We start from the raw sequence: 14,453 nt of genomic DNA, 5'->3' as shown, positions 1-14,453 counted from the left end.
TGGAGATACGGTATATGTCAGCTTACGGAATGGGTGTACGCAATGGCGTCAACATGCCAAACGCCGAATGGACGCGTCAGCAACAATGGTTGGATAAATCTCGAGCAGAACCGCCTGTCTACGGTCAACCGGGGCATAAAGACCCAAACAAAACCGATCACACAAAAGAACTGTACAAAGGCCCGCAGTACTGACGCCTAACGCCATAAAACTCCCTGTGTCTTCACAGGGAGTCCAGCCACTCACACCAGAGTCGTCAACGCCTCACGACTGAAGGGCAGGATGTCGCCCTCGCGGCCTTCGCGCACCTTCAAGGCCCAATCCGGGTCGACCAGAAGCGCACGACCTACCGCCACCAAGTCGAACTCGTCATTATTCAGGCGCTCCAGCAGCTTCTCGAGGCTGGCCGGTTGCGCGACCTTGTCGGTGTTGACCATGAACTGCAGGAACTCGCCATCCAGGCCGACGCTGCCCACGGTAATGGTCGGCTTGCCGGTGAGCTGACGGGTCCAGCCGGCCAGGTTGAGGTCGGACCCTTCGAATTCAGGCTCCCAGAAACGGCGCGTGGAGCAGTGGAAAATATCCACACCCGCGTCAGACAACGGCTTGAGAAATTCGCCCAACGCCTCAGGAGTTTGTACCAGCCGCGCGGTGTAATCCTGCTGCTTCCACTGGGAGAAACGGAAGATGATCGGGAAGTCCGGACCGACGGCGGCGCGGGTGGCCTGGATCAGCTCGATGGCAAAGCGCGAGCGGTTGGCCAGACTGCCGCCGTATTCGTCGGTACGCTGATTGCTGCCTTCCCAGAAGAACTGATCGACCAGATAGCCGTGGGCGCCGTGGATCTCAACGCCATCCATACCGATGCTCTGGGCATCCTTGGCGGCTTGGGCGAAGGCGTTGATCACCTCCTTGATGTCTTGATGGGTCATGCCGTGCACGACCACGTTGCCATCCTTGAGTTTTTCCATCGGGCCGTAGGCTGGCACGCTGGCATCCGGCTCGGTGCCGATGCGACGTACGCTGCCCACATGCCACAGCTGCGGGACGATCTTGCCGCCTTCGGCATGTACCGCGTCGACGACTTTCTTCCAGCCAGCCAGGGCGGCTTCACCGTAGAAGTGCGGGACGTTGGGGTAACCGTTCGAGGCCTGGTGGCCGACCACGGTGCCTTCGGTGATGATCAGGCCCACTCCAGCAGCGGCGCGGCGGCGGTAGTACTCGATGACTTTGGAGTTGGGGACACCGCCCGGCGAAAACGAGCGGGTCATCGGCGCCATGACGACACGGGTCGACAGTTGCAACGCACCGAGCTGGAAGGGTTTGAACAAGGCTTGGACGGGCATGGGGGCACTCCACGGAAGTCGGGGTTTATGATGTGGATAATATGGGGAGTGCAGCGTGCTGGGTAGCACTATTGATCTGGGTGATTAAGGGGTAAAAGTGCAGGAGCCCGCCTGGCTCCTGCAGAAGGGGTTCAGCTCAGGGCTTTTTCGATGGCCTGGACGATCGTCGGATCATCCGGTGCAGTGCGCGGGGAGAAACGTGCAAGCACTCGCCCATCCTTGCCTAACAGGAATTTCTCGAAATTCCAGGTGATGTCCCCAGGGAACTCGGCCCCCTCGCCCGCCAGCAAGCGGTAGAGCTGATGACGATCCGGCCCATTGACCTCAAGCTTGCTGCCCAACGGGAAGGTCACCCCATAGTTCAGGCTGCAGAACTCCTGGATCTCTTCTTCAGAGCCCGGCTCCTGTCCGGCAAACTGGTTGCACGGCAGGCCAAGCACGGTAAATCCCTGGTCCTTGTACTGCTGGTAGAGGTTCTCCAGCGCGGCGTATTGCGGGGTCAAGCCACATTTGGAGGCCACGTTGACCACCAGCACCACTTGCCCCTTGAAGGGCGCCAGCGGCAGCTCTTGTCCGTCCAAAGCTTTGAGTTTCAGGTCGTGGAAAGCACTCATGACGAACTCCAGATATCCCATGTTCTTCGCATTGCGGCACGTCGAGATTACAACCCGCAAGCCTGCAATCATAGACGCCGATTACAAAACCCGCCTGCAGGTTACTGAGCGGTCGGCCAGGGCAAAATTGGAATGGCGGTCACGGCGTTTTGCGGGCTGCCTTCGATCAGGCGGTCGCTGTACACCAGGTAAACCAGGGTGTTGCGCTTCTTGTCGAGGAAGCGCACCACCTGCATCGTCTTGAACACCAGGGAGGTGCGCTCCTTGAACACTTCGTCGCCGTCCTTGAGTTCGCCCTTGAAGCGGATCGGGCCGACCTGACGGCAAGCAATCGAGGCTTCGGCGCGGTCTTCGGCCAGCCCGAGGCCACCTTTGACGCCGCCGGTCTTGGCGCGGGACAGGTAGCAGGTCACGCCGTCGACCTTGGGGTCATCGAAGGCTTCAACCACGATCCGGTCGTTGGGGCCGACAAACTTGAACACCGTCGACACCTGGCCGATTTCTTCGGCCGAGGCCAACAGTGGCATCGCCAACAACAGGCCAAGCAATCCCTTCATTAAACGCATCGTGTATTCCTTTGGTTAGACCAGGATCAGGTTATCGCGGTGAACCAGTTCAGGTTCGGCCATGTAACCCAATAGTCCGACAATCGCATCAGAAGATTGTCCAATGATTTTCTGCGCTTCGAGCGCGCTGTAGTTGGCCAGGCCACGGGCGATCTCACGACCGTCCGGCGCCACACACACCACCATCTCGCCCCGGCGGAAGCTGCCCTGTACCAACTTGACGCCGACCGGCAGCAGGCTCTTGTTACCTTGGGACAGCGCCGACACCGCACCATCGTCCAGCACCAAAGTGCCACGGGTTTGCAGATGACCGGCCAGCCATTGTTTGCGCGCCGCCAACATGCCGCGTTCCGGCGACAACAGCGTACCGATGCGCTCGCCGGCCTTGAGACGATCCAGCACGCGCTCGATGCGCCCGCCGACGATGATCGTGTGGGCACCGGAACGCGCCGCCAGACGCGCCGCACGCAACTTGGTCTGCATGCCACCACGGCCCAGGGCCCCACCGACACTGCCGGCCACGGCGTCCAACGCCGGGTCATCGGCGCGAGCCTCATAAATAAGCTGGGCTTCGGGATTGTTGCGCGGGTCGGCGTCGAACATGCCGTCGCGGTCAGTGAGGATCACCAGCAGGTCGGCTTCCACCAGATTGGCCACCAGGGCGGCCAAGGTGTCGTTGTCGCCAAAGCGGATTTCGTCGGTGACCACGGTGTCGTTTTCGTTGATCACCGGGATGACTTTCAGCTCCACCAGCGCGCGCAAGGTGCTGCGGGCGTTGAGGTAGCGCTTGCGGTCGGACAGGTCGTCGTGGGTCAGCAGGATCTGCGCCGTATGGCGGCCGTGCTCGGCAAAGCTGGATTCCCAGGCTTGCACCAGGCCCATCTGACCAATGGCGGCGGCGGCTTGCAGTTCGTGCATCGCGCTGGGTCGCGCGGTCCAGCCGAGGCGGCTCATCCCGGCGGCAACCGCCCCGGACGACACCAGCACCAACTCCACACCGGCCTCATGCAAGGCCACCATCTGCTCGACCCAGACGCTCATGGCTGCGCGATCGAGCCCCTTGCCATCCGCCGTCAGCAACGCACTGCCGATCTTCACGACCCAGCGCTGCGCACCTGTCACTTTGCTCCGCATCATCTTCAACCTTAGATTGAGGGCTGCGCGACCCAGCGCGGCCCATAACGTTAAACCCGGATACTAAAACGCCGCTCTAACAGGAGCGGCGTTCAAGTTTATCGCAACGAATCAGTCGCGCACGTAAATGATTTCAGGACCGTCTTCATCATCCACGTCTTCTTCGTCCCAATCATCGTCACCGATGTCATGGACCGACTTCACGCCGCTGCGGCGCAGGGCACGCTGGTCGTCCAGGGCTTGCAGCTGGGCACGGGCTTCGTCTTCGATCTGTTGATCGAGCTCAGCCAGCTCAGCCTTGAACACCGGGTCGGCCGCCAGGCGGTCGGCACGGTCTTCGAGGTAGCGCATGATGTCGCGGGTCAGGCGCTCGGTGCCTTCTTTGGCGATGGCCGAGATCACGTAGACCGGACCTTCCCACTCCAGGCGGTCCACGATTTCCTTGACGCGCTCTTCGTGCTCTTCTTCCAGGATCTGGTCGCACTTGTTCAGCACCAACCAGCGATCACGCTCGGCCAGGGCCGGGCTGAACTTGGTCAGTTCGCTGACGATCACTTCGGCGGCGTCCGGTGCGCTGGTGTCATCCAGCGGCGCCATGTCGACGAGGTGCAGCAGCAAACGGGTACGCGACAAGTGCTTGAGGAAGCGGATCCCCAGGCCTGCGCCATCGGAAGCCCCTTCGATCAGGCCGGGAATGTCGGCGATCACGAAGCTTTTCCAACGGTCGACGCTGACCACACCGAGGTTTGGCACCAGGGTGGTGAACGGGTAGTCGGCGACTTTCGGCTTGGCGGCCGAAACCGAGCGGATGAAGGTACTTTTGCCAGCGTTCGGCAGACCCAGCAGGCCCACGTCAGCGAGTACTTTCATTTCCAGCTTGAGGTCACGCTGCTCGCCCGGCTTGCCTGGCGTTGTCTGGCGTGGCGCACGGTTGGTACTGGACTTGAATCGGGTGTTACCCAGACCGTGCCAGCCGCCCTGCACAACCATCAGCTTCTGGCCGGCCTTGGTCAGGTCGCCGATCACTTCCTGGGTCGCGGAGTCGATGATCGTGGTGCCAACCGGTACGCGCAGTACCAGGTCTTCACCTTTTTTACCGGTGCAGTCGGTGCTGCCGCCGTTGGAGCCACGCTCGGCATCGAAGTGCCGGGTGTAACGGTAGTCGACCAGGGTGTTGAGGTTTTCGTCGGCCATCATGTAGATGGAACCGCCGTCACCGCCGTCACCGCCGTTGGGGCCACCGTTTTCGATGAATTTTTCGCGACGGAAACTCATGCAACCGTTACCGCCGTCGCCTGCTTTTACTCGGATGGAAACTTCATCAACGAACTTCATAACAAAACGCCTCTCGCCGCACGGACGAGCTTAAGAAACCAAGACATAAGACTCTTGCAAAAATGAGCGCAGCGACCTCAATCAGCGACCGCAAAACCAGCGCCTGAGCCCATTACAAACAGCTTTGCAAGAGACTCACCCCACAAACGAAAAAGCCCCGTCGCAAGACAGGGCTTTTCCAGCGATCTCGCAATTAAGCTGCGACAACGCTCACGTAACGGCGGTTGAACGCGCCTTTTACTTCAAACTTGATCACGCCTTCGATTTTCGCGAAGAGGGTGTGATCTTTACCCATGCCTACACCGTAACCGGCGTGGAATTGGGTGCCGCGCTGACGCACGATGATGTTGCCCGGAATGATTTTCTGGCCGCCATACATCTTCACGCCAAGGCGTTTGGCTTCTGAGTCGCGACCGTTACGGGTACTACCACCAGCTTTTTTGTGTGCCATGAGTCAATTCTCCTAGTGAGGAATTAGGCTGAAATTAAGCCTGAATACCGGTGATTTTGATCTCGGTGTACCACTGGCGGTGGCCCATACGCTTCATGTGGTGCTTACGACGACGGAACTTGATGATGCGGACTTTATCGTGACGACCTTGGGAGATCACTTCAGCCACAACGGTAGCGCCAGCAACAACTGGAGCGCCGATGTTCACGTCATCGCCATTGGCGACCAACAGAACGCGATCAAAAGTAACGGATTCGCCGGTAGCGACTTCCAGTTTTTCGATCTTCAGGTATTCACCTGGGGCGACTTTGTATTGCTTGCCACCAGTAACAATTACTGCGTACGACATGGTATTTCTCCGATAATCCTGCTCACCCAGCGCTTTATAAGAAGAGGTATTGGCTGGCATGGCTGCATGGGATGGACGTCCCTAATGCAATTGCGTAAGGCAGGTGCTGCCCAGGAAGTTCAGGGTGCGCGATTGTACGCAAGGTAAATGGGTGTTGCAAGGGGCCGTCTATCGCGCCTTGACACTGGGGGGCCTGGGTCCTAGCATGCCGCGCAACCCTTCTGGAGCGACTGTCGCTGATGCAACCCCAAGCTTTCTACCGCGCGGTCGCGGACGATTTTAGCGCCGTCGACGGCATCATCAAGCAGCAGCTGACGTCTAAAGTGCCGCTGGTCTCCAAAATTGGCGACTATATTACGTCGGCGGGCGGTAAGCGCCTGCGTCCTTTATTAGTGCTGCTGTGCGGCAAGGCCCTGGGTCGCGAAGGCGATGACCTGCGTCTGCTGGCAGCCACGATCGAATTCCTGCACACCGCGACCCTGCTGCATGACGACGTGGTCGACATGTCCGGCATGCGCCGTGGCCGCGAGACCGCCAACGCCATGTGGGGCAATGCCCCAAGCGTGCTGGTGGGCGACTTCCTGTACTCGCGCTCGTTCGAAATGATGGTTGAACTCGGCTCGATGCCGGTGATGAAGATTCTTTCACAGGCCACCCGCATCATCGCCGAAGGCGAAGTGTTGCAACTGTCGAAGGTCCGTGACGCCAGCACCACCGAAGAAACCTACATGGAAGTGATCCGCGGCAAAACCGCGATGCTCTTCGAAGCCTCCACCCACAGCGCCGCTGCGTTGTGCGGTGCAACGGCCGAACAGGCCGAAGCCTTGCGCACCTTTGGCGACCACCTGGGCGTAGCGTTCCAACTGGTCGACGACCTGCTCGACTACAAGGGCGACGCTGAAACCCTGGGCAAGAACGTCGGTGATGACCTGGCTGAAGGCAAGCCAACCCTGCCGCTGATCTACACCATGCGCGAAGGCACGCCGGAACAGGCCGCCCTGGTGCGCAAGGCGATCCAGAAAGGCGGGATCGAAGACCTGGAGGCCATCCGCGCCGCCGTGGAAGCCTCGGGTTCGCTGGAGTACACCGCGCAACTGGCGCGTGACTACGTGGCCCGTGCCATCCAGTGCCTGGAAGCCCTTCCCGCCAGCGAATACCGCGACGCCCTGGTCGAGCTGAGTGAGTTCGCGGTTGCGCGTACGCACTAAAACGCGGGCCTATGTGGGAGGGCCCCCTCCCACATTTAGATTTCATACAACCTGTAAGACCGCAAAACCCTATATAATGTGCGCCCTTTAGCCATCCTGACTCTCAAGGAGCCTTAGTGAGCACGTTGCCACCCTGCCCGAAATGCAATTCCGAATACACCTACGAAGACGGCGCCCAGCTGATCTGCCCGGAATGCGCCCATGAGTGGTCCGCCAATGGCGAGGCCGAAGCGGCCAGCGACGACGCCGTGAAAAAAGACTCCGTCGGCAATGTGCTGCAGGACGGCGACACCATCACCGTGATCAAAGACCTCAAGGTCAAGGGCACCTCCCTGGTGGTCAAGGTCGGCACCAAGGTCAAGAACATCCGCCTGTGCGACGGCGACCACGATATCGACTGCAAGATCGACGGTATCGGCCCGATGAAGCTCAAGTCCGAGTTCGTGCGCAAAGTCTGAATAGGCTGCCCCCATCCCGCGCCCGCCGCGGGATGGCGTTTCGCCCTCTTGTTTGATCCCGCGCAATATCCACACAGAAAAACCCAGAAACCGCCAATAGGCACTTGCTATTCTACGAATAAGAATTATTCTCATTGAAACCCATCAAGGAGATGAGACTCATGACTTATTTGATAGATGCCTGGCTGGACCGCCCACACCCTTACCTGCGGATCCTGCATCGGGAAACCGGTGAAGTCTGTGCGGTACTGGAAGAAGAAGCGCTGAATGAACTGCAGGACCAGGGCGACCTGGACGTCAACGGGCTGAGTTCGAGCGAACCCGGCGTGCTGAAGGAAGTGGTGCGCAATCTGTTTCTGTTCTGCTATGCCCGAGCGTTGCGCCCGGCGACTGAGCTGAATGGCAAGTTCCATCCATGAAAAAACCAGTAAAACACTGTGGGAGCGAGCAGGCTCGTTCCCACAGGTAATCAGCAGGTCTTACAGAACGTCGAGCAGCTCGACGTCAAACACCAGAACGCTGTGCGGCGGGATGCTACCAACGCCTTGAGCGCCGTAAGCCAGTTCGCTCGGCACGTACAGGCGCCATTTGCTGCCGGCATTCATCAGTTGCAGGGCTTCGGTCCAGCCGGCGATCACGCCGCCTACCGGGAATTCTGCAGGCTGGCCGCGCTCGTAGGAGCTGTCGAACACAGTGCCGTCAATCAGGGTGCCGTGGTAGTGAGTGCGTACCTGGTCTTCACGGGTTGGCTTGGCGCCGTCACCTGCGGTCAGCACTTCGAATTGCAGGCCGGAAGCCAGGGTGGTGATGCCATCGCGCTTGGCGTTTTCAGCCAGGAAGGCCAGGCCAGCGCCAGCAGCCGCTTCAGCCTTGGCAGCCGCTTCGGCTTGCATGACTTCACGGATCACTTTGAAGCTGGCGGCCATTTGCTCTTGGTCCACACGGCTTGGCTTGCCGGCGAACGCGTCGGTCAGGCCAGCCAGGATCGCGTCCAGGCTCACGCCCGGTGGTGGGTTGTCGCGCAGTTGGTCGCCCAGTTGACGGCCAATGCCGTAGCTGACGCGGGTTTCGTCGGTGGACAGATTAACTTCGGACATGAAGGTGCTCCGCTGTAGGACGGCACGATTCCCCGTGCCCTCCAGATCTAAAAGGGCCCGCAGACTAGCACACAACACAGGGCCTTGATGAGCGTGCCGGCGCATACGTATCTACAGCCGGGCACGCTGCGCCGCTCGCCATGCTGATGATTCCATTCATCACTCTGGTGCCGTGCCGATGAGTACGCCGAATTCCCCTCATGCCTTACCCACCCTGCAACAGATCCATCGTCATCTGCTGGAGATCGACCCGACGCTGCGCGCGCATAGCCGGCGCCCCGTCCCCTTGTCAGCCGAGCGGCTGGCACTGGACACCCTGAACGCTGCACTCAAGCGCATCAACAACGCCTACATGATCCAGGCCCGCGCCCTTTATGAAGGGCTGGACACAGCCGCCCTCAGCATCCGCCTGAACAACGATTTGCAAAGCCTGGACGAGACCAGCACCGTCAATGGCCAAAGCCGCAAGACCTACATGACATCGACCGCCGGTATCAGGGCGTTGGAGCAGGAGACTCGCCTCAACGTCAACGACGCACTGCTGCGGCCCGACGACTTGCTGATGCTTGAAGATTGCTCTCGCGTGCCGACGCTCCGTCCCGGCATGTACGCCTTGACCTTCAGCTACCAGGACCACAGGGTGGCATTCGCGGGTGCCTTCGTGCTGACACGCCAGGCCAGCCCCACGCTCGACAGCCTGACCGCCACTGCGCCAGTCGGCCCAGTGTTGTTATTCACGCCTTCACGCGGGCTGGAGCCCTTCGACTCACTCAGCGACCTTGACCAAGGCCTGCAGGCGACACTGGCGACGAGCGCCGGTCGGGCCGAGTTCAACCGCCATCTGCCGGTGCGCTACCAGCACCTGGACCCGATGGGCATTTTCCCGTTGGAGTTGCAGCCGATCAAGGACCAGCCGCTGTTCGAACACGTCTACCAAGCCCTGCTCGACAAACGCGCACTCGACATCACCCACGCCTTGAACCTGGCGCAAAGCAACCAACTCGATGCTGTACAACTCAAGCAACACCTCGACCAGGCCATCCAGGCCGCCTTGCCGGACCTGAGCCTGCGCCTGGACTTTCGCACCCAACGCTTGCTGGAGCGCGACCTGTTCAACGCCCTGCCCGACTGGTATCGCAGCGCGACCAAGGCCCGACGCAACGCGCTCGACCAGCACTTGCACGGTTACAACCAGGCGCGTCAGGCGTTCCTCGACCTGTTCGGCCCTGCCGCTACACCCCACGCCCTGGCCCGGCATCAATGGGCCGGACACCTGGCCGACGAGCTGGACATCTATGACCTGGACCCGGAGCTGCTGCAGATCACCACCCGGCGTACCGTTGCAAAGGTCGGCACCTATGACCAGCGGCGCTCACTGGTAGAATTGACCCTGCGCGGCCTGCACCCCGGCGATAGCACGCCGGGCTCGGCCTTTCTGGAAAACAGCACACTGAGCTACGCCGACGCACCGCTCGACGAAGCCTATGCAGAACTCAGCGTGCAAAACTTGCTCAACCTGCTGCAAGACCTGCAACCGCGCCTGGACTTCGCCAATATCCAGAAAGCCATGCTGGGCGCACCAGAAATCAAACTGGCCGCACGCACCTTTTTCGACCGACGCCTTGTGGCCATGGCCAACGTCGCCGCACTTCAAGGCCATCTGAGCCAGGACGATCTACAACGGCTCGAAGACTTGCGCGAACACCCGCGCCCACATCTGTGTGCACAGACGGTCCTGCTCCACGGTGCACAACTCAACGATCTGTGGCTGCTGCGCGAAGATGATGCAGACGGCCAGGTCAAGCGTTTGTTGCTGTGCACCCCGGATGCGCCGAGAAATCAACAGTTCTTCGCATTCAACACCCTGCGTGAATGCCAAAGCCATATCATCGGCTGGACCGAGCACAAGGCCCGCGTCAATGGGCGAACCCTCGGGGACTACCTATTTGAACAAGTGCCCCTGCGCTTTCAGGCGAAAATGCGCGATTTCCTGAGGGGCATCAGTTTGCGCCCCGACGCGCAAGAGTATCTGGAGGTAACGTTCGGCCAACCCTGCAGCCACACCGACTGCCTGGATGCAATGGCGGCACATCGGCTGGCCGTACAGTTGGACGACTATCAGTTCAGCTCACCGGCCTGGTATCGAGCGGCCTCGGCAGCGGATCGCATGCGCCTGGCGAGCCTGGCGGACGACGCGGCCGGCGCCCTGCGAACTTACAACGCCAGGCCCGACGCCGAAGCCAATTTTCCGCCGTTCGAACGTTTTCTGTATGAGAAGGCCAAACTCAGCCTCAATACGCTCCTGGGCCGCCGACAAAACGACGTCGACCCGGACAGTGTCATTGTCTACTCGTCCAAGCCTTTGCTCGGCGCACCACCGTCCGTGTCCTACACCACGCTGTACCGTGACGGGTACACAGACGGTGTGGGTTTTCTCGATGAAAAGTTTTCCGCTTCCGCCACCTTCCGTGGCCCGCCCGGCGTCGATTTGAGCGCGCTCACCGCACAAAAGGTTGCCCGCTCTGTCACCGGCGTATGGATCGGCCAACGATATACCGATGAAGTTCGCCGGCGCCTGCAAAACAGTGACAGTCCGGGCTACGGCGAACGCCGTGATGCGGTACTGGCGATTCAACAATTACAGATGAAAAGTGCCGCATTGGAATCGCGCCTTCAAGGCGACATCGCCAGTGTCGACCTGGCCTGGCTTGAGCGTGCCATCGACGGCCTGGCGGACAGCGGCACCACCGCGCGCAACACCTATAAAGTTCACCGCCTATACATCGACGGCGATTGGGTGCTAGGCAATTACTTGTTCAGCCATGGCAGCAACCCGGTGCTGCTCTACACCCCGGACGCACCCGACGGCATCAGCTTTCGCGAAGCCCGGCTCTTCAACTACCTGTTGAAAAAAATCGAGGGCATGCCCGCCTACTGGTGCGCGCGCGTGCCGCTACAGTCCGTAGCGCGAGTCGGGTTGTTCCTCAGAAATGCTGCCCAGGGGTTGCCGGACGACATCAACCGCACCACTCCAAGTCCCGCCCGACACGACAGCATCCAGCACATCTCGCCGCTCACCGATCTGCGCCATGAGTTCTACAACATGAACCTGCAGCGCAAGATCGACGACGTGCAGGCCACGACAGTCAACCGTACCCAGATGATCACCGGTATTCTCTGGACCTGCATCGAGTGGGTGACCGCCGTGGCCACGATGCCCTTCCCTCTGCTCAGCCTTACGCTGGGTGGGTTGCTGGCCTTCAAGGACGCGATGCTCGCCTTGAACGCCTACCACCAGAACAATAAGGGCGCGGCCCTGGAGCACTACATCGGCTACCTCGCCAACTTCGGCGGCGCGTTGTTGTTCGACGTACGGCCGGCGCTCAAAGGCGCTTTCAAATCACTGCGCCCGCCCCTCCGCACCGGCCCGCAGGCCGTCGACAGCGCACGGGTCAGCCAACTGGACGTGCTGGACCCAGAAGGCATGCAGCCCGTGCTATTTGATGGGCAACCCTATTGGGCGCCCCAAGCCCCGGATGCGCTGGGCCGCTATCTGCTGTATCGCCACGACCCAGTCAGCAGTCAGTTGCACTCGACTGCACGGCTGGTCAATCAGAATGCCGAGGGCCAATGGGTACGGTCAGGTGTCGCAGGCGGCGGGCGCAAAAAATACGAAAAACTGTTGGCCGATGAAAGCAGCCCGCTGGATGCTTTCAACATGGCGCCAGACCAGGCCAAGACTTTCCGTACCTTGCTTGACCCCGAGTTCAAGCAACGGTTGCTGAGCATGGAGCCTGACGACAGTGGAGCTGCCCAGGGCAATGCCCTGGCGCAATCTGCCCCCTTGCGCACAGCCTACGTCAAACAGGTCGAACGCCTGACCGAACGTGCGAATGCCTACTTCCAGGCGCTGCCCGCACCGGTGCCCAAAGCTGCGCTGCCCTGGTTGGCGACCGATGCGCCGCACGCCGATATTCTCAAGGCCCTGTTCAGCCGCAATAAACGCTTGATCATCGGCGCCGAGCCCACCTCCATCGCCAGTAAGCAGTTACTGATCGAACAACTGCCCGGCCTGGTCGAACAGGGCCTTAAACGCATGTATATCGAGCACCTGCCCCGCGACCTTTTTCATCGCAAACTGAAAATCCTCAACAACCAGCTCAGCGGCAACAAGGCCCACGCGCTGCAGCAGGTCGAGCAACACCTCAAACGCGTGGATGAAGCCTTGGGGTACGCGGCGGATGCGCCGTTTACTTATCGCAAATTGTTACTGGAGGCCCAGCGATTGAAGATCGCCGTCGATGGCCTCGACGGGAGCGCCTCCTATCACATGGAGCACGTATTGGCCCTGGGTGATGGCCCACGCTTTATTCCGCGCAGCAGCAAGCTGCGCAACTTCTACTCCCACTCAGTGCTTGAGCAAACCCTGAAAAACAATCCCGACGAGGGTTGGCTGGCGCTGGTGGATTCGAACCGCCTGGGGACTTATGAGCAGGTCAGCGGTCTGGCAGACCTGCAAAACGCCCCGGCCCTGCGCATTGAAGACGCAGCGCCTGGCCAGCGCAGTGGTCTGTGGCCCGACACAGCCCCCAGCGCACAATCACGCGGCGACTACACCCTGGCGATACCGACGGCTCACGCAACGCTGCAAGCACCAGGTGCGGCAGTGCCGCCCGTATCGGCCGCAACGCACTATGCCGAGTTCGATATCCCGTTCTCCCAGCGCGCCGACATAGACCGACTGCGAATGGAGCACCGTGGTCTGGATACACGCTATAGCTCCGAAAGCTCAAGCACGGCCCTGCAAACCTTCGTCCAGACCCGTCAACGCTTGCTGACCCGCGCCAAAGCCTTTCTCGCCGACTTCGCGCCGCCCCAACGAACGCCCCTCACTGACATCGGCACGGCGACCCGCGAAACCGCCTTTATTGAGCGGGTGTATGCACAGAAACTGGGGCTGGTGGTCGGTGAGGCGCACTCGGCACAGTCCAGCAAGCGCCTGTTGATCGAGTACATGAAACCCTTGAAAAAACAGGGTGTAAAAACCCTTTATATAGAACACCTATTCACCGACCTTCACCAAGGCGCACTGGACACTTTCCACGCCACGTCGAAAATCCCCCCCAACTTGGCAACCTATCTCGCCCAGTTGGACCTAGGCCAAATGCCGCTCTACAAAGGGCCATTAACCTTCACCAATGTGCTCAAGGCCGCCAATAAGTACGGGATCCGCATCCGCGCGCTTGATTGCACCGCCAGCTATTACCTCAAAGGGCTGAAGGGCCAGAACGTACGCGGAGAAATGTTCAGCTACTTCGCCCATGAAGTGATCAAGGCCGACCAACTTGCCCAGGGGCCGCACAAGTGGGTCGCCTTCATCGGCAGCATTCACACCGATATGCACCTGGGAGTGCCGGGCCTCGCTCAGTTGCAGGATGCTGTCAGCCTGCACGTGCGCGATACCGCGCCTGAATTGGCCCGGCCACTGCACAGCGCCACCTGGCAAGCGATCGATGAAGAGTCAGGGGTGGCCTTGCGCAGCGACTTCAAGATCGAAGTGGGGATTGCCGGACGGCCGATACACCGCGCACCACCGCCACCGAGCCGCGACCGACTGACGGCGCCCGGGCAGTTCATCATCGAACGTCCGACCGACAGTAAACTCAACCTGGTGCACTTCTCGCGCAGCAATGAAATCCTGGTGACGCCGATTCAGATAGATGAAAAAGGCCAGTTTTTCGTTGAGCGCTGGGAGCCTCTCAAACCGCTGCGGTTCTATTACCTGTCGCAACTCACCGAGGTACTCAAAGCCCGTCCTCCCATTGGCATGGGGATGACACAACTGACCTGACAGGCTGTTCACCACCCTGCCCGTTCATCGGGCAGGGTCTACGT

At 60.3% G+C, this 14,453-nt stretch carries 12 protein-coding genes; 4 read left to right on the top strand and 8 right to left on the bottom strand.

All coding sequences use genetic code 11. From position 1 onward, the window contains the following. Positions 1-242: 242 nt before the first annotated feature. The 7 genes from ACP7EW_RS28880 to rplU form a co-directional block, all read right to left on the bottom strand. Positions 243-1,346, bottom strand: coding sequence for an NADH:flavin oxidoreductase (locus tag ACP7EW_RS28880; protein ID WP_426221563.1), 1,104 nt, complete (start codon positions 1,344-1,346; stop codon positions 243-245). Between the two features lie 131 nt (positions 1,347-1,477). Further along, complete coding sequence (locus ACP7EW_RS28875; RefSeq protein WP_426221562.1) at positions 1,478-1,960, bottom strand: glutathione peroxidase; 483 nt, start codon at positions 1,958-1,960, stop codon at positions 1,478-1,480. Positions 1,961-2,061: 101 nt separating this feature from the next. Continuing rightward, positions 2,062-2,526 (bottom strand): CreA family protein, encoded by a 465-nt coding sequence (locus tag ACP7EW_RS28870; protein ID WP_048722903.1) that lies wholly within the window; start codon positions 2,524-2,526, stop codon positions 2,062-2,064. Between the two features lie 15 nt (positions 2,527-2,541). Then, entirely contained in the window at positions 2,542-3,660 is a 1,119-nt protein-coding gene (gene proB, locus ACP7EW_RS28865) for a glutamate 5-kinase (RefSeq protein WP_038842176.1), read from the bottom strand. A gap of 111 nt (positions 3,661-3,771) precedes the next feature. After that, the gene (cgtA, locus tag ACP7EW_RS28860; protein ID WP_016976186.1) at positions 3,772-4,995 is read right to left on the bottom strand and encodes an Obg family GTPase CgtA; all 1,224 of its coding nucleotides are present in this window, start codon (positions 4,993-4,995) and stop codon (positions 3,772-3,774) included. 193 nt (positions 4,996-5,188) lie between these two features. Then, entirely contained in the window at positions 5,189-5,446 is a 258-nt protein-coding gene (gene rpmA, locus ACP7EW_RS28855) for a 50S ribosomal protein L27 (protein ID WP_003176049.1), read from the bottom strand. Positions 5,447-5,480: 34 nt separating this feature from the next. Then, complete coding sequence (rplU, locus tag ACP7EW_RS28850; RefSeq protein WP_007950961.1) at positions 5,481-5,795, bottom strand: 50S ribosomal protein L21; 315 nt, start codon at positions 5,793-5,795, stop codon at positions 5,481-5,483. A gap of 239 nt (positions 5,796-6,034) precedes the next feature. On the opposite strand from rplU, the gene ACP7EW_RS28845 reads away from it, so the two are divergent. From ACP7EW_RS28845 to ACP7EW_RS28835, 3 genes are all read left to right on the top strand, one after another. Then, positions 6,035-7,003 carry a polyprenyl synthetase family protein gene (locus ACP7EW_RS28845; protein ID WP_005791318.1) on the top strand — a complete coding sequence of 323 codons (969 nt, stop codon included), beginning with the start codon at positions 6,035-6,037 and terminating at the stop codon, positions 7,001-7,003. A 116-nt stretch (positions 7,004-7,119) separates the two neighbouring features. Then, positions 7,120-7,461, top strand: coding sequence for a zinc ribbon domain-containing protein YjdM (locus ACP7EW_RS28840; protein WP_008022504.1), 342 nt, complete (start codon positions 7,120-7,122; stop codon positions 7,459-7,461). A 161-nt stretch (positions 7,462-7,622) separates the two neighbouring features. Next, the gene (locus ACP7EW_RS28835; protein ID WP_003194088.1) at positions 7,623-7,880 is read left to right on the top strand and encodes a hypothetical protein; all 258 of its coding nucleotides are present in this window, start codon (positions 7,623-7,625) and stop codon (positions 7,878-7,880) included. Between the two features lie 60 nt (positions 7,881-7,940). Here the strand turns inward: ACP7EW_RS28835 and ACP7EW_RS28830 are convergent, their stop codons facing one another. Next, positions 7,941-8,558: an FKBP-type peptidyl-prolyl cis-trans isomerase gene (locus ACP7EW_RS28830; RefSeq protein ID WP_017531131.1), complete on the bottom strand. Its 618-nt coding sequence runs from the start codon at positions 8,556-8,558 to the stop codon at positions 7,941-7,943. A gap of 178 nt (positions 8,559-8,736) precedes the next feature. Between ACP7EW_RS28830 and ACP7EW_RS28825 the strand changes: the two genes are divergently transcribed. After that, on the top strand, positions 8,737-14,409 hold the full coding sequence (locus ACP7EW_RS28825; protein WP_426221559.1) for a membrane-targeted effector domain-containing toxin: 5,673 nt from the start codon (positions 8,737-8,739) through the stop codon (positions 14,407-14,409). Positions 14,410-14,453: the final 44 nt, after the last annotated feature.

The organism is Pseudomonas sp. DWRC2-2 (assembly GCF_049897885.1).
GTDB lineage: Bacteria > Pseudomonadota > Gammaproteobacteria > Pseudomonadales > Pseudomonadaceae > Aquipseudomonas > Aquipseudomonas azotoformans_A.
The sequence above is the reverse complement of the archived record's forward strand: the minus strand, read 5'-3'. Positions and strand labels throughout refer to the sequence as shown.